We start from the raw sequence: 22,830 nt of genomic DNA on the forward strand, positions 1-22,830 counted from the left end.
AAAGCCATGTATCAATAACTCTACATGGCTTTAATGAGGGCAACTTTACGCTGCCCTATCTGCTTGTCGGTTTAGACTAAAACTAAGCCCTCTCGATTAAATCGAGCTTTGGTCGAAGTCGTTGCCTTGATCGGTTCCAGTTTGAGAATCTGAATCGAAACTTCCAGAGTCGTCCGTGAAGTCGACACCTTGGTCTTGACCTCCCGCACTTGTCCAGTCGCTGCCACCAGATTCCATACCTGCCATGTCCGGTTGCTGTTCTTGCGTAGAGCCTTGCATGGTGTATTGATCATCGACCTCAACTTCAACAGAACCGCTAGCACCGTCTATTGAGCTACCCAATTCGTCGTAACCTTGGAATTGGATCTCGCTAGTACCTTCATAACCTTCTGGAAGTTCAACGGATACAGGCTGCTCTAGGTTGCCACTGATTGTGAAGCTACCATCACCGTTATCCAGTGCGTTGCTCACAGTAGCGCCCTCAGGTAAGCCAGACATATCAGCGTAATCAACCGATTCGTTACCACTCACCTCATCTGGAATCGAGATAGAGATAGTATCGCCCGGCGCCGCAGTTACATCTGCTGCGCTGTCTTCAGTTTCAGCATCTTGAGCTTGGTCATCAGCTTGTTGAGCCACTTCCACTTGTTGCTCTTCTGTTGCTTGAGCAGCTTGGACTTGTGGTTCATCACTTTGTACTGAATCATCTTCAACTTGGATGCTTAAGCTGTGACTTGATACTTCACCGCCGTCGTTAACTTCAACATTCATCGCTAAATTGCCATCGAAGTCTTCGTTCGGCCAGTAAGTCCACTCACCTTCACCTGATTCGGCAAAGAAGCCAGCATCGTTCGCGTCTGCAACATCAACAACTTGTGCAGAATCACTGACGCCTAACTCATCCACCAGCTGTGCATCCGTGATAGTTAGTGAACCATCATCAGCTAAGGTATAACCTTCGCTCGCCGCTGCTTCATCGCCACTTTGGATATCCACATTGAAGAAGCTTTCGATGCGATTTTCGCCATCGGTCGCTATAAACCCAACTTGAACATCGCCGGTGTAGTCTTCAGCAGGAGTGAATTGATAGTTACCTTGGTTATCGCTCTCAATTACGCCCTGACCTTCCATCAAGCTTACTGACTCAATGCTCAAGCTGTCGCCTTCTGCATCGCTCAGATTCGCTAACATGTCTTCATCAGTGAACGACAAGGTTGCATCCGCTGCGATTTCCGTCGTTGTGATGCTGTTAACTTCTGGTGCTGCATTCTCTTGCGAGTCGCCTTCTTTCACGACCACGCCAGTTTGCTCATCATGAAGCACGCCATCTTTATCAACCACGTAAGCTATATCTGCTTCGCCAGTGAAGCCTGGTGCTGGTGTGAAGGTCCAAGTGCCATCGCCATTATCGACAATCTCACCTTGGCTGCGGTCGGCAAGATGAACCAGTTTCACTTCATCATCACTGTCAGCATCCACATTCTCAGCCAAACCGATTAGGTCGTCCGCCGTTAGGATGATGGAATCACCCGCTACGGTTTCGAAATCACCAGAATCGATGCCATCTTCAAACGCTTCCGGCTCATCTCCGTAATCAACCGTTGTTGCGCTAACCGTTACGAAGAACTCACCATGGAAGTCTTCAGGAGGCGTCATTTGAATGTTTGAGATATCCCAGTCGAACAGGTCGATGTATTGACCCGGCTCGGTGATCATCACGGTATTCACACCATCTGTTACCTCGAATCCAACAGGGAAACCTGTCATCACCAAGTTACTTAGTGTTTCTGAATCATCGACTAGGCCAACGTTCAGTCCCAAGTGACCCGTTTCATCTTCGCCGAAGACTAATGGACCGTCATGGTCAGTTGAAATAACCGCGCCATCTGCGACAGGACGTACGTACACAGGAACATCGAGAACCGTTTCGAACTCACCGTCACTCACGACAACTTGTAGGTCAGAAACACCCGCAAAGTCGCCTGTTGGTGTGAATGTCCAAGTACCATCACCGTTGTCTGTAACTTCTCCGCCATCTTCACCGTCTGCGGTGATAATGCGAGAAACAACAAGGTCTGCGGTATCAATGTCACCGAACAAGTTCATCAAGTCGCCAGCATCGAAGGTGAACGCGCCATCTTCGTTGGTGGTCATCATTGCGTTGCCGACGTTGAATGGTGCGTCGTTAACCGGAATGACATCCACATTCAGCGAGCCATCAACCACTTCTTCACCGTCAGTCGCTTGATAACCGAGTTCTACTAAGCCATTGAAGTCTTGAGTAGTCACTAAGTGATACATGCCGTCTGGTTGCTGAGTTAAGGTCGCGTTCGCTGGAGCTCGAACTGTGATGCTCTCAATGCTGATCTCGTCGCCATCAAGGTCTGTCACTTGATCCGCGATGTAAGCCGGGTCAATCACCATGACCACATCTTCTTCGCCTTGCATCTCAATCATTGGCGCTTCAGGTGCATCATTCACTGGCGTAACATCGATGTTGCCGTCGACTGAAATTGTCTCTTGGCCATCGCTAACGTTAAACGTCATTGGCACATCGCCATTGAAGTTTTCGTTTGGTGCAAATGACCAAGTACCATCTTCGTTATCTAGCAACTCACCCAAGCTAGGGTCGATTTGTAGACCAGAAGCCGACAGCTCGTCTGCGGTGTTATCGATGTCGGTAGCTTGAGCTAACAACATGTCTTGTGTGATAAGAATGGTGCTGTCTTCGGCTGTGGTTAGTTTCACATCCTCCGACTCAGGTCCATCGTTCACAGCCAGAACTTCGATTCCTGCCGTTGTTGTAGCAGTCGCACCGTCATCATCGGTCACGACCACATCTAGGCTGATATCACCATTAAAGTTCTCGTTTGGCGTGAAGGTCACAGACCCGTTATCGTTTTGAACCAAGGTGCCGTCAGAGCCTGAGTAAGTCACGCTTTCAAGCGACACTTCACCATCAACGTCAGAGCTATTAGCAATCAACTGCTCAGGACTAATAGTAATCGTGCCATCTTCGTTCATTTGGTAAGACGTAGAACCCGCTACTGGCGCATCGTTAACATCCGTTACCGTCACACCAATATTGGCATCTACTGTCTCAGTGCCATCAGTCACTGTGAAGCCAAGATTTACATCGCCATTGAAGTTCTCGTTCGGAGCAAAGCTATAAGTGCCGTCACCGTTGTCAGTGAACACACCCTCTGCGCCCGTGTAAGACACGTCAGCGATAGACAGGTCATCACCATCAATATCCGCAGCGCCTGCTAATAGGTCAGCGTCAGTGAAGATTAGCGTTCCATCTTCCTCAACGGTGAAGCTTTGGTCTGCGGCTGTCGGTAGGTCATTGACTGGGTTAACGGTTAGGTCGACGCCAGCTTGAACAGTTTCAAGGCCATCTGACACATCGAAGTTTAGGTCAATGTCACCGTTGAAATCAGCATCCGGAGTGATTGTAAATGAACCATCGTCGTTCGCTGTTACGGTCGCATTGTCACCTGCGGATAGGTTGCTTGCGGTCAGTGCATCACCATCAACATCGGATGCGTTAGCCAGCAACTGCTCTTGAGATAGCGTAATTGAACCATCTTCATCAACCGAGTAAGCGACGTTTCCGGCCACTGGTGCGTCGTTAACTGCAACAACTTCAATACCAGCGGTAGTCTGAGCCGTTGCACCGTCGTCATCAATAACCGTCACATCAAGGTTGATGTCGCCGTTAAAGTTTTCGTTTGGTGCGAACGTTACCGAACCATCTTCATTTTGAACCAAGATACCGTCTGCACCTGAGTAGCTCACGCTATCAAGCGACACTTCACCGTCCACATCGGAGCTATTAGCAATCAACTGCTCAGGGCTCAATGTGATGGTGCCATCTTCGTTCATTTGGTAAGACGTTGCGCCTGCCACTGGTGCATCGTTAACGTCTGTTACCGTTACGTCGATATTTGCGTCAACCGTCTCTGTACCATCAGATACTGAGAAGTCCAGACTTACGTCACCATTGAAGTTCTCGTTTGGTGCAAAGGTGTAAGTGCCATCGCCATTGTCGGTGAACACACCCTCTGCGCCAGTGTAAGACACGTCGGCAACTGACAGCTCATCACCATCAATATCAGAAGCACCCGCTAGCAGTTGCTCGTCTGTAAAGGTAAGTGAACCGTCTTCTTCAATGGTGTAAGCGACATCTTCTACAACTGCGATGTCATTCACTGGATTCACAGTAAGGTCGGCCGTTGCAACAACCGTTTCAGTACCATCAGAAAGGTCGAAGCTTAGGTCAATATCGCCATTGAAGTCAGCATCTGGGGTAATGGTAAATGAACCATCATCGTTTGCCGTAACGGTCGCGTTATCACCCGCGGTTAGGTTGGCAGCGGTAAGATCATCGCCGTCCACATCCGATGCTTGAGCAAGCAGTTGCTCTTGGCTTAGCGTGATTGAACCATCTTCATCCACAGAGTAAGCCAAGTCACCCGATACTGGTGCGTCGTTGACTGCGATAACATCTATTCCCGCAGTCGTTTGAGCGGTTGCACCCTCTTCATCAGCAACGGTGACATCTAGGCTGACATTGCCGTTGAAGTTTTCATTTGGTGCGAAGCTGTAAGTACCATCACCATTGTCAGTAAATATACCGTCTGCGCCTGAGTAGGAAACGTCGCTAACGGATACATCACCTTCAATGTCTGAGCTGTTCGCAAGAAGCTGTGCTTCAGAGATGGTAATCACGTTATCTTCGTCAACGCTGTAGGTCGTTGAACCTGCAACCGGCAAGTCATTAACAGCAATGACGTCGATACCTGCGGTTGTTTCAGCGGTTGCGCCATCTTCATCCATAACAGATACATCAAGACTGATGTCACCGTTAAAGTTTTCGTTTGGAGCAAAGGTGTAAGTACCATCACCATTATCAGTGAATACACCATCAGTGCCGCTGTAGCTTACATCGCTGACAAACACTTCCCCTTCAACATCCGAGCTATTCGCTAGAAGTTGTGCATCGCTTAGGGTGATACTGCCGTCTTCTTCAACACTGTAAGTCGTAGAACCCGCTACCGGTACGTCGTTGATTGGAACCACTTGAACATCAATATTCGCCGATACAACATCTGTACCATCACTCACATCGTAAGTTAGGTCGACATTACCATTGAAGTTCTCGTTTGGAGCAAAGGTATAAGTACCGTCGCCGTTATCCGTGAACACACCGTCTGTACCTTCGTAGTTAACCGACTCGACAGAAAGATCATCGCCGTCAATATCCGTTGCACCAGTCAGTAGCTGTTCATCGGTAAAGGTCAACGAACCATCTTCATTAATGGTGTAGTCGTGGTCGTAAATTACAGAAAGGTCGTTAACTGCTGTTACAGTCACGTCTAGTTCCGCTGGAGTAACCCCACCGTTGCCATCGTCTACGTTGTAGCTAATCGAGAATTCACCATTGAAGTTCTCTTCCGGTGTAATGGTGTAAGTACCATCACCATTGTCAGTGATAAGAGCGTTCTCAATGGAAACATCTCCAACACTTGGTTCGTTACCACCCGTTTCACCAGAATCATCACCTTCCTCGCCGGTTAGCAATTCAGAGATATCAATGCCGTTTTCATTCGCGAGCGCTTCTTCTGCCGTTGGTAAATCAAACGCATTCTCGCTGCCTACATCTTGGCTTGGAACAATAACGCCGTTCACGATATCAAATACATGCCAGTGGTCACCCGATGGGCTTTCAGATAAATCAGGGCTAAAGGTTTCAACCAATGTATCGCCTACAAACACCTGAACTTGTACATCTTCAACACCATCTACATCCCAACTTCTGCTGGTGTAGTTGTGTACTGAATAGTGCATGTCAGCATCTTGATAATTTGGAATAGTGATGGTTTCAGGACCACCGCCATTCGTGTCATCTACATCTTGCTGAACGACATTACCTTCACCCAAATCATGGCTCATGTCGCGATAGTAAATATGGTCTAGCTCACTGCCATTCTCTGTATCGTAGAGCCATAGGTGGTTGTCCATATCACGTGGACTGTCACCCCATGTGACCACGATACGCATATCTGTTTCTTCAAGGACTTCAGATATTGCAGTCACGCCACCATTGGTATCTTCGCCTGCTGGAACTAGGAAGCTGCTAGTAATTGAGCCTTCTTGTTCAATCGTAACGGTACCTTGGTCAACAACTGGACCGCTCACAGAGTAGTTACCAGATTGATCGGTCACCGCTGTGTAAGAATGACCTGCGTTGTCGGTTAGCGTAACATCCGCACCTGCGATTGGATTGCCAGTTTCAGCATCCAACACTGTACCGGTTACGGTTGTTTCATCGCCCTGCTCTCCGATAATTGCGGTCATGTCATCGTCTTCGATGTCAGTCGCGAATTGTAGGAGCTCTTCTTGAGTAATGGTGTATGAACCGTCTTCTTCAATGGTTATCGCCACATCAGCAGAAACAATTGGCGCGTCGTTAACTGGGTCAACGGTTAAGCCTAAGTTAGCGGCAATTGGTGTGTCGCCATCGCTGATGCTGTAGGCAACATCGATGTAGCCATTGAAGTTTTCGCTTGGAGTGATTGAGAACGTGCCATCGCCATTGTCGACAATCGTTGCATCGTCGCCCACTAAGGTTAAGTCGGAAGCGACAAGGTCATCGCCCTCAATATCAGCGGCATTCGCAAGTAGCTGCTCCTGCGTGATAGTGATGACATGATCTTCATCAACGTTCGCGTAAACATCAGATGTCGTTGGCAAGTCATTGACTGGGTTTACCGTCAGATCGGCGTTCGCCACAATTGACTCAGTGCCGTCTGAAATATCAAAGCTTAGGTCGATATCGCCATTGAAGTTAGCATCTGGCGTTACCGTAAAGGTGCCATCGCCATTATCAACAACAGTTGCATTATCGCCTGCGCTTAGGTTGCTTGCGGTCAGGTCATCGCCATCCACATCAGATGCTTGAGATAGCAACTGCTCTTGAGTCAGAGTAATCGAACCATCTTCATCAATGCTGTATGCCAAGTCACCCGATACTGGTGGATCATTAATTGGAAGAACATCAATACTTGCGCTGGTGGCTACTGTCGCACCGTCTTCATCTGTCACCACTACATCGAGGCTAACATCGCCATCGAAGTTTGCGTTCGGTGCAAAGCTGAATGTGCCGTTGCCGTTGTCAGTAAAGATACCGTCAGCGCCTGTGTAAGTAACACTATCAATCGCCACTTCACCTTCAATATCAGAAGAGTTCGCCAACAGTTGCTCTGCACTGATGGTGATAACTTCATCTTCGTTGACTGAGTAACTGGTTGAGCCTGCGATTGGCGGATCGTTCACCTCAAGTACAGTGATTCCCGCGGTAGTCGCTTCTGTTGCCCCTTCTTCATCGGTAACAACAACCGCTAAACTCACATCTCCATTGAAGTTCTCGTTTGGAGAGAAGGTGTAAGTGCCGTCACCGTTGTCTTCGAACACACCATCACTGCCAGTGTAAGTCACGCTATCAATCGCAACCTCACCTTCAATATCTGAAGAGTTGGCTAATAGCTGTTCGTTACTGATCGTGATTGAGTTGTCTTCATGCACAGTGTAAGACGTGCTACCCGCCACTGGTGGATCGTTCTCAGGCGTCACGCTCACATCAATGTTGGCTTGAACCGTATCCGTGCCATCTGACACATCAAAGCTGAAGTTCACATCACCATTGAAGTTCTCGTTTGGCGCAAAGCTGTAGCTTCCGTCACCATTGTCAGTAAGCACACCATCAGCACCAGTGTATGTCACACCTTCGACTGTTAGGTCGTCACCTTCAACATCCGTTGCACCCGTTAACAGGTCTGCGTCAGTGAAGTTAAGAACCCCATCTTCACCAATAGTGAATGCTTGATCTTGTGGCTCTGGCGCATCATTGACAGGTGTTACCGTCAAGTCTAGGCCAGCAGCGACCATGTCCTCTCCATCGGTGACATCGTAACTAAATTCGATATTACCGTTGAAGTTTTCACTCGGTGTAATGGTGAAACTGCCATCGTCGTTCATTTGAACGGTCGCATTTTCATCATTGGTGGTTAGGTTGATTGCTGATAGGTCATCACCATCAATGTCGACAGCGTGCTCTAGCAACTGCTCTTGAGTTAACGTGATGCTGTTATCTTCGGCTGTAACGGCACTAATATCACCGTCAACTTCTGGAGCATCGTTCGCAGGTGAGATGTGAATCGTCACGTCTTGCGTAGCTGTTGCGGTTGTACCGGTATCAACATCTGTTGATGTTGCATTCACAGTTAGAACCACATCACCATTGAAGTCACCTGAAGGGATAAACTCTAGCCCTTCTAGCTCGCCTGGTTGCAATGACCAAGTGCCATCACCGTTATCGGTACCTGCAGAAAGCGAGCTGCCTTCTGGCACGTCTTCAATCAAGATAGCAAGGTTTTCTGAGCCATCGGTATCTGTTAGAGCTGCATCAATATCAAGTGGTACAGGTGTGTCTTCAGTACCAATGATTTGGTAATCCGCGTCAGACACTGTGATTTCGATGTTGTCGATACCAAACGCCTCGTCACTCACACCTTGGTTCAAGGTTGAACCGAAGCCTAACTCAAGTTGGCCGTCTTCAACGGGTACCGTTAGGTTGATTTGATGTGCTTGGTCGTTCCAACCACTGAAGCCTTCACCTTGCGACACGCCGTGAACAACTTCACCGACTTCATTGCCCGCTGAATCGTACAACGTTGTAGTGCCATCTTGAGTTTGGAACGCCGAGTTATCTAACGAAGTAAGCTCTTCGCCGCCGACAAAGATTTGGAATGACTCACCATCCCAAGAATCAATTTCGTAGAAACTGAACGAGATATTAACTTCGCTCACATCACTTGGAATGTCGTAAGTTTTGCTGACAGCTTCATCGCCACCAGTGCCACCAATACGACCTAGCATGTCACCTGATTCGAAGCCTTGTGAGCTTTCAGTACCGGTATTCCAGCCGTTTGAGCCAGACTCGAAGTTGTCAGAAGCAATCACTAGGTCAGAAGCAATCGACAGCTCTGGCATATCAACCACAGATTGAACATCAATCGTCGCTTCTGCTGGTACTGTCGCTGTACCGTCATTCACGTCGAACGTCACGTTCACATTGCCGTCGAAGTTTTCATTCGGTGCGAATGTGTAAGTACCGTCGCCGTTATCAACCAAAGTACCGCTATCTGAAGCCACATTTTCAACCGATAGGTTATCGCCATCAATGTCGCCCGCATTTTGCAGCAGTTGCTCTTCTGTAAAGGTAAAGCTGGTGTCTTCTTGAGTCACAAACTGTGGCTCACCGACTGTTGGCAAGTCATTGACAGGGTTAACGGTAAGATCAGCCGTTGCTTGAAGCGTCGCATCGCCATCGGTAATGTCGAAGTTCAAATCAATGTCGCCATTGAAGTTAGCATCTGGCGTGATAGTGAAACTACCATCATCGTTTGCTGTAACTGTCGCATCACCACCAACGGTTAGGTTAGCCGCTGTTAAGTCATCGCCATCAACATCACTCGCTTGAGCAAGTAATTGCTCTTGGCTCAAGGTAATTGAGCCATCTTCGTCCACGCTGTACGCCAAGTCGCCCGATACCGGAGCATCGTTAACAGGCAGAACATCAATGCTTGCGTTGGTCGCTACGGTTGCGCCTTCTTCATCAGTAACGACAACATCAAGGCTTACGTCGCCATCGAAGTTAGCGTTAGGTGCGAAGCTGAATGTTCCGTCACCATTGTCGGTAAAGATACCGTCTGAACCTGTGTAGTTAACGCTATCAATCGCCACTTCACCTTCGATATCAGAAGCGTTTGCCAACAGTTGCTCTGAACTGATGGTGATAACTTCGTCCTCGTTGACTGAGTAGCTGGTTGAGCCTGCGATTGGTGGATCGTTCACCTCAAGTACAGTAATACCCGCGGTGGTCGCTTCAGTTGCGCCCTCTTCATCAGTTACGACAACATCAAGGCTAACTTCGCCGTTGAAGTTTTCGTTTGGTGAGAAGGTGTAAGTACCGTCACCGTTGTCTTCAAAGACACCGTCAGCGCCAGTGTAAGTCACGCTATCGACTGCCACATCACCTTCAATGTCAGAAGAGTTAGCAAGTAACTGTTCGTCGCTGATGGTAATTGAGTTGTCTTCATGAACGGTGTAAGACGTGCTACCTGCAACCGGTGGATCGTTCTCTGGTGTCACGCTGACATCAATGTTGGCTTGAACCGTATCCGTGCCATCTGACACATCAAAACTGAAGTTCACATCACCATTGAAGTTCTCGTTTGGCGCAAAGCTGTAGCTTCCGTCGCCATTGTCAGTAAGAACACCGTCGGCACCTGTGTAAGTCACGCCTTCAACCGATAGGTCATCCCCATCGATATCGGTAGCACCTGTTAGCAAGTCTTCATCTGTGAAGTTCAAGATGCCGTCTTCGCCAATGCTGAACGTTTGATCTTGTGGTTGTGGAAGGTCATTGACTGGGTTAACGGTTAGGTCAGCCGTCGCAACGAGCGTGTCTGTACCGTCGCTAATGTCGAACGTTAGGTCAATGTCACCATTGAAGTTCGCATCTGGCGTAATGGTAAAGCTGCCGTCATCGTTAGCAACAACCGTCGCGTCTCCATCAACAATCAAGTTAGAAGCAGTAAGGTCGTCTCCGTCTACATCGCTTGCTTGAGAAAGAAGCTGCTCTTGGCTCAAGGTAATCGAACCGTCTTCCTCAACACTGTATGCCAGGTCGCCTGATACTGGCACGTCGTTGATTGGTAATACATCAACCGTAATAAACGTATCAACTTGAGCGCCGTCTTCATCTTGAATGGTCACATCCAACTGCACTTGGCCGTTGAAGTTTTCATTCGGAGCGAAGCTACATGTACCGTCACCATTGATTGAGAAGATACCGTCTGGGCCATCGTAGTTGATCTCAACAAGCTCAACATCACCTTCAATATCAGAAGCGTTCAGCAGAACTTGAGACTCATTGAAAGTCAGTACTGAATCTTCATCGATGGTGTATGACGTTGGGCCAGCAACAGGCGGATCGTTCACCTCAAGGACAGTAATACCCGCAGTTGTTGCTTCGGTCGCGCCATCTTCATCCGTCACGACAACATCTAAGCTAACTTCGCCATTAAAGTTCTCGTTTGGCGAGAAGGTGTATGTACCGTCACCGTTGATTTCCAGAACACCGTCGCTACCACTGTAAGTCACGTTATCAATTGCGACTTCGCCTTCGATATCCGAAGAGTTCGCTAGCAGTTGTTCGTTACTGATTGTAATAGAGTTGTCTTCATGAACCGTGTAAGACGTACTACCCGCAACCGGAGGATCATTCTCTGGCGTCACGCTCACATCAATGTTAGCGGTTACCGTATCGGTTCCATCTGATACATTGAACGAGAAGTTGACATCGCCATTGAAGTTTTCGTTTGGCGCGAAGCTGTATGTGCCATCGCCATTGTCGGTTAGGACACCATCTGCGCCAGTGTAAGTTACACCTTCAACACTTAGGTCGTCCCCTTCAATGTCCGTCGCACCTGTTAATAGGTCTTGGTCATTGAAGGTTAACACGCCATCTTCGCCGACTGTGAATGCCTGGTCTTGTGCTTCTGGACCATCGTTCACTGGTGAAACTGTTAGCTCTAGGTTGGTAGAGACAACATCATCACCATCAGACACATCAAACGTAAAGCTAACATCGCCATTGAAATCAGCATCTGGCGTTAATGTGTACGTACCATCACCGTTATCGGTAATCGTAACGCTCTCATCATCGGTCGCTAAATTCAGAGCCGTCAGCTGGTCGCCATCGAGATCTCGAGCATTAGCTAACAAGTCTTCTTGCGTAATGGTGATAGAACCATCTTCTTCTACTGTTGCTGCAACAGGCAGCGCTTCAGGTGCGTGCTCAATGTGCGCGCCTGTCGCGTTAATGTAGATGGTTTGAAAGACCGTTTCAGAATCATCATTCGATAGCTCTGTTGCGGTTGCCGTTACATGAACTTCAAACTGTTCGTTGAAGTCTTCTGGTAACTGGATTTGTAGTGAATTTTCGATAGCCGTTGTCGGTAAGTTCACCGTACCATCAGGGCCAACCGTTACTTCACCGCTGTAGATTTGGCTGTTCACTTCACCCACATCGATTGTGAAGTTGAAATCTGTGTAGTCAGCATCACCGCCGCCATACAAATCTTCAAAGCCGTAAACCAGCTCGCCGTCTTCATTAACCGTCGTGCGAGTATGTTCGATACCATCTTGGTTTAGCTGAGAGCTTGAACCACCATGGAAGATCGCGTCACCATTCTGGCCTTGAATCACTGTCTCGGTTCCATCAGCAGCCACAAAGACAAGTTGAGGATCAACCGTATCCATGTTCGCAGGCGAACCATCCTCAGCACGGAACTCGTACTGACCGTCTTGCATCGCATCAAAGTCGTTGTGCTGATGTCCGTTTGGAATTAAGAACAGGTTAAAGCTTTCGCCTTCCTCGACTTGGAAGCTGAATTGATCTTGCCCTGGAACAAGGTCGCCGCCACCACCAACTTGTGATGCGTTTTCGTAAACAACTTCAACACCTGTGATGTTGCCGTCTTCGTCTACTTTGTAGTAACCCGCAGCGTTTTGGTAGCCAGCCGTCTCACCTTCAAACGTTACTGTGATTTCAGTGTCGTTGTAACTGGTGATACCGTTCTCTTGGTCATTCAGAACGCCTTCGTTATCGTATTGAATAACCGAACCTTCTGGCACACCATCTACTGTAACAGTGAGTGTTTCAGACAAGTCTTGGTCGACAAGTGCCGCCGCAATGTTCAGTTCAACAATGCCGCCTGGCTCAACCAAAATAGCTTGGTCATCAACGTTAACGCCGTCGCCATCGGTTATCACAAGATCCGGCGCATCCGCGACTGCTTCAATATGAACGTTAAGGTCTTGTTCAACCTCATCCGTACCGTCTGTTACCGTAAAGCTGAACTGCAGATCACCACTGAAGTGCTCTTCAGGAACGAAGCTGAACGTGCCGTCACCATTGTCGGTGACTGTGCCTTCATCGCCAGAGTAATTGATGCTAGTAACGCTTAGGTCATCGCCATCAATATCAATCGCACCACTCAACAGATCTTCTTGAGTGAACAGGATGCTGCCATCTTCTTCAATGTGGTACATGCCTGGAGCAACAATTGGAATGTCATTCACCGGATTAACGGTCAATGTCATATCATTAGACGTGCTCAGCTCACCATCGCTCACCTCATAAGTGAATGCAATATCACCGTTGAAGTTTTCAGAAGGTGTCACTGTGTACGTGCCATCACCATTGTCTACAATGCTGGCGTTCGGATCATTGGTTTCAAGCGAAGAAGCAAATAGCTCATCGCCATCTTGGTCGCTCGCGTTCTCCAACAACATTTCTTGTGTAACGAGGATTGAACCATCTTCGTCGACATCTGCCACCATTGGCGTCGCTTCTGGCGCATCGTTGACGAACTCAACTTTTAGGTCGATGTTTGCGGCAACCACATCAGTGCCATCGCTCACATCAAACGCTAAGTCAACGTTACCGAAGAAGCCCTGCTCTGGTGTTAATGTGTATGTTCCATCGCCATTGTCTGTGACTTCTACCGTGTCGCTTGCACTCGTCACATTCACAACTGACAGTTCGTCGCCTTCAATGTCTGTCGCTTGTGCTAATAGTTCAGCTTCGGTAATGGTAATCGCTTGACCGTCTTCCGTAGTGAAAGACATGTCAGGCACGTCTGGAGCATCGTTGATAGGGTTTACGGTTAGGTTGAGGTCAGCCGCAACAGTTTCGATCGCGTCAGTGACATCATAAGTAAACTCAATCTCACCAAAGAAATCTGCACTTGGTGTAATAGTGAAGCTACCGTCTGGGTTTTCTACAACAACCGCATTTGGATCGTTGGTCGCAAAGTTAACCGCTTCAAGGTTATCGCCATCTACATCGGTTGCATTCGCTAACAGATCCTCTTGAGTGATAGTGATTGAACCATCTTCATCAACAGCGGCTTCAATTGGACCACCAACCTCTGGGCCTTCATTGACAATTTCAACGTCAACTCTTGCTGTACTTGGTGCGCTTGCTTGGCCATCACTGATATCGAAAGTCAGATTCACTTCACCGTAGAAGTCTTCTGCAGGTTCGAAGGTAAAGGTATTATCACCGTTATCCGTTAACGTACCTTGCGTTTGGTCTGCAAGTAATAGGTTTTCGACATGAAGAATGTCGCCATCAACATCGGTAGCACCAGACAATAGGTCTTTCGCTTCGATGATCATGGAGCCGTTTTCAAGCATTTGGGTGTGCAATGGTTCACCCGGAACCGGCACATCATTGACTGGTACGACCGTTAGGTCTAGATGCGTTGCAACTTCATCAGTTCCATCAAACACCTTGTAGTCGATGTCGATTTCACCATTGAAGTTTTCATTCGCCATGAAGGTAAACGTACCATCGCCGTTATCAACTAGCTCACCGTTATCACCACCGTAAGTGATGTCAGAAATAGACAGCGTATCGCCTTCCACATCTGTGGTGTTCGCTAGCAAGTCATCTGCACTGAACGTGATACCTTCATCTTCATCTGTCGATAGAACAATCGGGCCAGAAACGATTGGCGCATCATTTACTGATTCGAAATTGATATTGATGATATTGCTGTCTGTCAGCTCACCATCGGTAACTTGGTAACCAAGTTCGATTTCACCATGGAAGTTTTCATCCGGTGTTACCGTCCAAGTGCCATCACCATTATCGGTGAGTGTTGCATGCTCTGAGTTTTCACCCACTAGCTCTAGATTTTCAATATCAAGGTCGTCGCCATCAATATCAGATGCTTGCGCCAGTAGTTGCTCTTCGGTAATCACAACCGAAGCAAACTGGGCAGAACCATCGGTATCGACAGTAATATTCGGAAGATCAGCCGTTAACTCGATTTCGTTGTCACCCGCATGGATATTCAACTCAACCGTTTCAGTAATCTCTGAACCATCTACACCAATCGATGTAAACACCGCTTCATCATGACAAGTTTGTGACACTGTCATGTTTTGAACGACGTAAGTACCATTACCTTGCACGGTACCAAGCTCAAAGTAGGACACTGGTTGATCAACCGTTAGCGTGTAATCTGTCTCGAAAGTACCACGGTCTTCTTTGTGGTAAGTCATCGAGTCAATTAGGTCGCCATCCTCATTGAACGCTTTGATTTCTACTTCTGTAAAGTGACGAGACTCTTCCATGAACCAGCCACCCAAACCATCTAGGTGGAAACTGATTTCATTGATGTCTTGACCTTCAACTGAAACCGTCAGTTTCTCATCACCACTTAAGCCTTGGCGGTCAGTATCACCGATACCATGACCAATGTGGGTGTTGCCATTCCAGGCACCAAGAGGGTCATCGTTACTTTGAACAGTTACCGTTAAGTCACCATCTGAGAACTCACGCGTATAAGGGTCAACTTCTGTACCCCAATCATCCACACTCGCGTTATCGTCAAACGTACCGATTTGTGTGGTGTGTGTACCTTCAGCAAGAGCATCTTCACTTGGAACAAAGCGCACTTCGGTATCTGCAGGAACTTCTTGTCCTACTTCCAGTACCACCCATTCGTCATTCACATTTGCTTCAATGATGCCGTTTTCTGGCGCTTGGTCTAAACGTAGTGCTGGTTCTTCACGAAGTGTCACACCAACTGTTTGGTCTTCTTGCGCTTGGATGAAGATTTCATCGCCCGCTTCTGGCGCATCGTTGACAGGGTTAACCGTCAAGTCGAGTGTCGTCAGAACTTCATTCTCACCATCACTGATGCTGTATGTGAAGTCCAACTCGCCATTGAAGTTTTCTGTGTGCGTAATAGTGAATGAACCATCGTCATTAGTAACAATTGTCGCATCTGGATCGTTGGTTTGTAGGTTAGATGCCGTTAACTCATCACCTTCAACATCGGTCGCATTAGCGAGTAACTGCTCTTGAGTAATGGTGATTGAATTATCTTCATCGACTTCAGCCTGAATGCCCGAAGTTTCAGGTCCGTCATTCACAGCGATAACATCGATGCCAGCGGCTGTGGTTGCGGTTGCACCGTCTTCGTCAACGACAACAACGTCTAGTGAAATATCACCATCGAAGTTTTCATTTGGCGTAAAGGTGTAAGTACCATTGCCATTATCAACAAAAGAGCCGTCATCACCGGAGTACGATACTCCAGACAGTGAAACATCACCTTCTACATCGGAAGAGTTTGCCAATAATTGCTCATCACTGATCGTGATTTGGCCATCTTCTTGAACTGTGTACGATGTTGAGCCCGCTACTGGTGGGTCATTCTCAGGCGTTACGCTGACATCAATAACAGCTGATGTTGAATCAGTACCGTCAGAGACATCGAATGAGAATTGAACATCACCATTGAAGTTCTCGTTTGGAGCAAAGCTATATGTGCCGTCGCCATTATCGCTAAGAACACCATCTGCACCAGTGTAGAGCACGTTTTCAATCGACAGCTCGTCACCATCAACATCCGACGCGCCTACAAGCAGGTCAGCATCGGTGAAGAGTAACGTACCGTCTTCTTCAATCGTGAACTGTTGATCTTGCGCTTGTGGCAAGTCATTAACCGGATTCACGGTAATGTCTAGGCCAACTTGAACTGAACCACCATCGTTATCGATGATATCGAAGTTCAGATCTAGGTCACCGTTGTAATCTGCGTTCGGTGTGATGGTGTAGCTGCCATCATCATTGTGTTGGATGGTCGCATTTTCATCAGTAGATAGGTTGATAGCTTCTAAGTTGTCGCTATCGATATCACCTGCTCTTGCTAGCAATTGCTCTTGGCTTAGCGTGATGGAGCTATCTTCATTGATGGTGTAAGCCAAATCGCCCGATACTGGCGCATCATTGATTGGCAATACATCAACGTTAATGTGTGTTTCAACCGTTGCGCCATCTTCATCTTGAATGGTCACACCCAGTTGAACCTGACCATTGAAGTTTTCGTTGGGTGCAAAGCTGCATGTACCATCACCATTTACAGTGAAGATACCGTCAGAGCCATCGTAGTTAATGCCAACAAGTTCTACATCTCCTTCGACATCCGAAGCATTCACAAGAATCTGAGATTCACTGAACGTCAGAACCGAATCTTCGTCAATGGTGTATGACGTTGGACCCGCAACTGGTGGATCGTTCACTTCAAGAACGGTAATACCTGCTGTGGTTTCATCAATTGCACCTTCTTCATCTGCAACAATCACATCAAGGCTGATATCACCGCTGAAGTTTTCATTAGGAAGGAAGGTATAGCTGCCATCGCCGTTATCTTGGAACACACCATCAGTGCCACTGTAAGTCACAGTATCAACCGACACCGCACCTTCAATATCCGAAGAGTTAGCTAGCAACTGTTCATCAGAAATTGTGATGGCATTGTCTTCATTGACCATGTATGAGGTTGAACCCGCAACTGGCGGATCGTTCTCAGGAGTCACACTCACATCAATGTTAGCGCTAACGGTTTCTGTGCCATCAGACACATCGAAACTGAAGTTCACATCGCCATTGAAGTTCTCGTTTGGCGCAAAGGTATAAGTACCATCACCGTGGTCGGTCAGTACGCCATCACCACCTGTATAGCTAATACCTTCAACGGTTAAGTCGTCGCCATCAATATCGGTGGCACCGGTAAGTAAGTCGGCGTCTGTAAATTGAAGCGTACCGTCTTCTGCGATACTGAATTGTTGGTCTTGAGGAACCGGCAAGTCATTAACTGGGTTAACAGTAAGATCGGCGGTTGCTTGAACCGTGTCAGTACCGTCAGTGATGTTGAATTGAATATCAATGTCACCGTTGAAGTTTTCATCTGGCGTAATCGTGAAACTGCCGTCATCGTTAGCTACAACCGTCGCATCACCACCAACTGTTAAGTCACTTGCGGTTAGATCTTCGCCTTCTACATCGGACGCTTGAGACAACAGCTGATCTTGGCTCAGTGTGATTGAACCATCTTCGTTAACGTTGTAAGCCAAATCACCAGACACTGGCGCATCATTGATTGGTAATACGTCAACATTGATGACGGTTTCCACTTCTGCACCATCTTCATCACGAATGGTGACATCAAGCTGAACTTGGCCATTAAAGTTCTCATTTGGAGCGAAGCTGCAAGTGCCGTCACCATTTACTGAGAAGATACCCTCAGGGCCATCGTAGCTAATACCAACAAGCTCAACATCCCCTTCTACATCTGAGGCGTTAAGCAACACTTGAGACTCACTGAAGGTAAGTACTGAGTCTTCATCAATGGTGTAAGACGTAGGGCCTGCAACCGGCGGATCGTTCACTTCAAGAACATTGATGCCCGCGGTCGTTGAGTCGGTCGCACCATCTTCATCAGCAACAACCACATCCAGTGCAATTTCACCGCTGAAGTTCTCATTTGGCGAGAAGGTGTAAGTGCCGTTACCATTGATTTCGAGGACACCGTCGCTACCAGAGTAAGTCACGCTGTCTATCGATACATCACCTTCAATATCTGAAGATGTTGCCAATAGTTGTGCATCAGAAATGGTAATCGAATTATCTTCATTCACCGTGTAGGACGTTGAGCCCGCAACAGGCGGATCGTTCTCAGGAGTCACGCTAACATCAATGTTTGCAGACACGGTATCGGTACCGTCTGACACATCGAAGCTAAAGCTCACATCACCATTGAAGTTTTCGTTTGGAGCAAAGCTATATGATCCCTCACCCAAGTCAGTCAGTACGCCATCAGTGCCTTCATAAGTGATGCCCTCAACCGTCAGGTTATCACCTTCAACGTCTGCCGCGCCTGTAAGCAGATCCGCGTCTGTGAACTGTAAAGTACCGTCTTCTGCAATACTGAACTGTTGATCTTGAGGTACTGGTAGGTCGTTTACTGGGTTAACCGTTAGGTCAGCCGATGCTTGAACGGTATTGGTGCCATCAGAGATATCGAAACTGATATCGATGTCACCGTTGAAGTTCTCATCTGGCGTGATGGTGAAGCTGCCGTCATCATTAGCTACAACCGTCGCATCTCCACCAACCGTTAGGCCGCTAGCAGTAAGGTCATCGCCTTCTACGTCAGAAGCTTGCGATAGAAGCTGCTCTTGACTTAGACGAATCGAACCGTCTTCGTCGATTGAGTACGCTAGGTCGCCTGACACAGGTGCATCATCAACTGCCGTAACGCTCACATCGATGTTTGCAGAGACTGTATCGGTACCATCTGATACATCAAAGCCAAAGTTTACGTCGCCATTGAAGTTCTCATTCGGAGCAAAGGTGTACGTACCATTACCGTTATCAGTAAGAATACCGTCGCCACCATCGTAGGTCACACCTTCAACTGTAAGGTTGTCACCTTCGATGTCTGTAGCACCTGTTAACAGGTCTGCATCGGTGAAGATGAGCGTGCCATCTTCTTCAACGCTGAACTGTTGATCTTGAGGGACTGGCAGGTCGTTAACTGGGTTAACCGTTAGGTCAGCTGATGCTTGAACCGTATTGGTGCCATCAGAGATATCGAAACTGATATCGATGTCACCATTGAAGTTCTCATCTGGCGTAATCGTGAAACTGCCATCATCGTTTTGAGTAACGGTTGCATCACCGCCAACCGTTAGGCCGCTAGCAGTAAGGTCATCACCTTCCACATCTGATGCTTGAGAAAGCAGCTGCTCTTGGCTTAAACGGATAGAACCGTCTTCATCGATTGAGTACGCTAGGTCGCCTGACACAGGTGCATCATCAACTGCCGTAACGCTCACATCGATGTTTGCAGAGACTGTATCGGTACCATCTGATACATCAAAGCCAAAGTTTACGTCGCCATTGAAGTTCTCATTCGGAGCAAAGGTGTACGTACCATTACCGTTGTCGGTAAGAATACCGTCACCGCCATCGTAGGTCACACCTTCAACCGTTAGGTTGTCACCTTCAATGTCCGTTGCGCCTGTTAATAGGTCTGCATCAGTGAAGATGAGTGTGCCGTCTTCTTCAACGCTGAACTGTTGATCTTGAGGTACTGGCAGGTCATTAACTGGGTTAACGGTTAGGTCAGCTGATGCTTGAACCGTATTAGTACCATCTGAGATATCGAAGCTGATATCGATGTCGCCATTGAAGTTCTCATCTGGCGTAATCGTGAAGCTGCCGTCATCATTAGCTACAACCGTTGCATCTCCACCAACCGTAAGGTCGCTAGCTGTCAGGTCATCGCCTTCAACATCTGACGCTTGCGATAGCAATTGCTCTTGGCTTAAACGGATAGAACCGTCTTCATCGATTGAGTACGCTAAGTCACCAGACACTGGCGCATCATCAACCGCTGTAACACTCACATCGATGTTGGCAGAGACCGTATCGGTGCCATCTGACACATCGAAGCCGAAGTTTACGTCACCATTGAAGTTTTCATTCGGTGCGAAGGTGTATGTGCCATTACCGTTGTCGGTAAGAATACCGTCGCCACCGTCGTAGGTCACACTTTCAATAGTAAGGTTGTCACCTTCAATGTCCGTTGCGCCTGTTAATAGGTCTGCATCAGTGAAGATTAACGTGCCGTCTTCTTCAACACTGAATTGTTGGTCTTGTGGAACAGGTAAATCATTTACTGGGTTAACCGTCAGGTCTGCTGAAGCTTGAACGGTATTGGTGCCATCTGAGATATCGAAACTGATATCGATGTCACCGTTGAAGTTTTCATCTGGCGTAATCGTGAAACTGCCGTCATCGTTTTGAGTAACGGTTGCATCACCGTCGACCGTTAAGCCGCTGGCTGTTAGGTCATCGCCTTCAACATCTGATGCTTGTGATAGCAACTGCTCTTGGCTTAGACGAATCGAACCATCTTCGTCGATTGAGTACGCTAGGTCGCCAGACACTGGCGCATCATCAACGGCAGTTACGCTCACGTCGATGTTTGCTGATACCGTATCGGTGCCATCTGACACATCGAAGCCGAAGTTTACGTCACCATTGAAGTTTTCATTCGGTGCGAAGGTGTATGTGCCATTACCGTTGTCGGTAAGAATACCGTTGCCACCGTCGTAGGTCACACTTTCAATAGTAAGGTTGTCACCTTCAATGTCCGTTGCGCCTGTTAATAGGTCTGCATCAGTGAAGATTAACGTGCCATCTTCTTCAACGCTGAACTGTTGGTCTTGAGGGACTGGCAGGTCATTAACTGGATTAACAGTAAGGTCTGCAGAAGCTTGAACGGTATTGGTGCCATCAGAGATATCGAAACTGATATCGATGTCACCATTGAAGTTCTCATCTGGCGTAATCGTAAAGCTGCCATCGTCGTTGGCTACAACCGTTGCATCACCGTCAACCGTTAGGCCACTAGCAGTAAGGTCATCGCCTTCAACATCAGATGCTTGTGATAACAGTTGCTCTTGGCTTAGACGGATAGAACCATCTTCGTCGATTGAGTACGCTAAATCGCCTGACACAGGTGCATCATCAACGGCAGTTACACTCACATCGATGTTGGCAGAGACCGTATCGGTGCCGTCTGATACATCGAAGCCGAAGTTTACGTCGCCATTGAAGTTTTCATTCGGAGCAAAGGTGTAAGTCCCATTGCCGTTGTCGGTAAGAATACCGTCGCCACCATCGTAGGTCACGCCTTCAACAGTAAGGTTGTCACCTTCAATGTCCGTCGCACCAGAAAGAAGATCAGCGTCGGTGAAGACAAGAGTTCCGTCTTCCTCTATTTCAAACGTTTTATCTTCAGGAACCGGCGCGTCATTAATTGGACGTACCGTTAAATCAATTGCGCTGCTAATCGTTTCTTGGCCGTCACTGATGTCGAAAGTAAGGTCAAGTTCACCATTGAAGTCAGCTGAAGGAACTACTGTGAAAGTACCGTCACCATTGTCTTGAACGGTTGCATCAGCACCAACTTGAACGTTAGAGGCAACCAGTTCGTCCCCATCTACATCACTTGCGTATTCGAGTAATTGTTCTTGAGTGAATGTGATGGAGCCATCTTCATCCATGATGTAAGCCAGATTTTGTTCTGCTTCTGGCGCATCATTTTCACTTTCTACTTGGATTTTAAACGTTTCGCTTACTGTTTCAGAATCAAAGTCATCCTCTACTTCACTGATGGTCTCTTCATCTGAAGCTTGAACATCAACGGCAAATGTCTCTTCGACTGTCTGTGAATCGAGGTCGTCACCGACTTGTTGCTCACCCGATTCAGAAGATGTAGAACTCGACGCTGCAGAGGTACGTGCAGCTTGGCCTTGTTCTTCATTACCTTCAGCATCTGCTCCACCTGTCGCAGACTCTGCGTTATCGCCACCTACTGCTTGAGCGCCAGCACCTGCTCCGCCACCACTGCCAGCAGCATTGTCCGAGCCAGCTTCCGAAGCCGCACCACCGACTACATTGGATTGAGCTGCATCAGAATCTCCATCGCTTTCTGGCGTCTCTTCTTGAACAGCCGCACCAGAAGCCGACGCATCTTCAGCATTACCTGCGCCACTCGGATTGTCTTCTAAAGCCTGATTAACCTCGTCGGCCGCATCCGTGTTTTCAGCACCCGTCGCTATTGTCGACGCAATCGTATTTTGTTGATTTTGTTGATTCTGCTGTTGGGAGGGCGTACCCGCGTCGTTCGTGTCCGTTTGTTCTACCGCGTCATTGAGATCTTCATTTTGGTTGTTTTGGTTATTTTCGCCTGCCATTACAGCCTCCGTTGCTACTAGCTAACTGATCGTATTTAGAGGCATTAAAGGACACCATTTTGAAAAACC

General features: G+C 47.8%; 1 protein-coding gene. It reads right to left on the reverse strand.

Features of this window, described 5'->3' with window-relative positions:
- Positions 1–96 precede the first annotated feature (96 nt).
- On the reverse strand, positions 97–22,761 hold the full coding sequence (locus AB6E30_RS04315; protein WP_372102726.1) for a tandem-95 repeat protein: 22,665 nt from the start codon (positions 22,759–22,761) through the stop codon (positions 97–99).
- Positions 22,762–22,830 lie beyond the last annotated feature (69 nt).

Origin of the sequence: Vibrio sp. 10N.247.311.12, assembly GCF_041467515.1 — a bacterium.
Taxonomy (GTDB): Bacteria; Pseudomonadota; Gammaproteobacteria; order Enterobacterales; family Vibrionaceae; genus Vibrio; species Vibrio crassostreae_C.